Consider the following 1,325-nt stretch of genomic DNA (forward strand, 5'->3'; position numbering starts at 1 on the left):
TGAATAATCATCAAAACGCCATTTTTCACCAACTTGACAATTTTATGAAACACAGCCATAGCTTTGCTATGACTATATTTCATAAAATCACCAAGTCGGCAAAACTTGTCATTTTGCTAATCATTCATATTTATGCAAAAGTCTCATTAAAATAAAAATCCTATGATAAAAATAGCAGTTACTGGTGCATCAGGGCGTATGGGGCAAACCCTGATTGAGGCAATTGAGCAAACTGATGGCGTGGTGTTGGGTGTTGAATTGGATAAGGGTGATGATTTGAGTGCGGTGTTAGATCAATTTGAGGTGCTGATTGATTTTACCCGTCCAGAAGCCACGCTTGATTATCTTGCCACTTGTTTGTCTGCAAATAAAGCCATGGTTATTGGCACCACAGGTTTTGATGATGCGGGTTTGTCCATCATTAACAATGCTGCTCAAAAAATGCCAGTGGTGTTTGCACCCAATATGAGTGTTGGTGTGAATTTGTCGTTTAAATTATTAGAGATGGCGGCTAAGGTGATTGGCGAAGATTCCGATATTGAAATCGTGGAGGCACATCATCGCCATAAAGTGGATGCACCATCAGGCACTGCGCTGAAGATGGGCGAAGTGGTGGCAAATACTTTGGGTAGAGATTTGTCCAAATGTGGCGTTTATGGACGCGAAGGTATTGAAAAGCCACGAGACAGGCAAACCATTGGTTTTTCCACTATCCGTGGTGGCGATGTGGTGGGTGAACACACAGTGAGTTTTTTTATGGATGGTGAACGGGTAGAGATTACTCACAAGGCCTCATCAAGAATGACTTTTGCTAAGGGTGCGGTGCGTGCTGCGAATTGGTTGCAAGGTAAGCCTGCTGAGTTGTATTCAATGCAAGATGTTTTGGGGTTAAATTAGTATGTTGAAAATCACTCACAAATTCCCCATTATCTGCTTGGCAATTTACTTGTTTTTGTTGATTGTATTGGCAATTGAGCCTTATGACAGGGCGGTTTGGTGGGCAGAGAATATCCCAGTTTTGATAATAGTTGGTATTTTGCTGCTGACTTATCGTCGTTTTAAATTTTCAAATTTTTCTTATTTTTTGATGACTTTATTCTTATGTTATCACACCGTTGGCGGGCATTTTACTTTTGAGTTGGTGCCTTTTGATTGGGGTAATCGCTTATTGTCAACCCTGGGACTGGATTTTATTTTGCCTGAGGGGCGTAATAATTTTGACCGCTTGGGACATTTTTTAGTCGGTGTTTTTGCCTATCCCGCAGTGGAAATAAGTTTGCGCAAACAATGGGTAAACAATCGTTTAATGGCATGGCTATTTGGTG

The 1,325-nt window shown here is 41.1% G+C and carries 2 protein-coding genes; both read left to right on the plus strand.

Features of this window, described 5'->3' with window-relative positions; all coding sequences use genetic code 11:
* Positions 1 to 162 precede the first annotated feature (162 nt).
* Positions 163 to 897: a 4-hydroxy-tetrahydrodipicolinate reductase gene (gene dapB, locus BBROOKSOX_RS11090; protein ID WP_139661879.1), complete on the plus strand. Its 735-nt coding sequence runs from the start codon at positions 163 to 165 to the stop codon at positions 895 to 897.
* Between the two features lies 1 nt (position 898).
* The coding region (locus BBROOKSOX_RS11095) for a DUF2238 domain-containing protein (RefSeq protein WP_257607875.1) at positions 899 to 1,325 on the plus strand (427 nt) is incomplete at its 3' end.

Source organism: bacterium endosymbiont of Bathymodiolus sp. 5 South (assembly GCF_900128535.1).
Classification (GTDB): domain Bacteria; phylum Pseudomonadota; class Gammaproteobacteria; order PS1; family Pseudothioglobaceae; genus Thiodubiliella.

Coding starts and splice junctions, on each gene's coding strand:
- dapB (WP_139661879.1), top strand. CDS start 163: ATGATAAAAATAGCAGTTACTGGTGCATCAGGGCGTATGGGGCAAACC.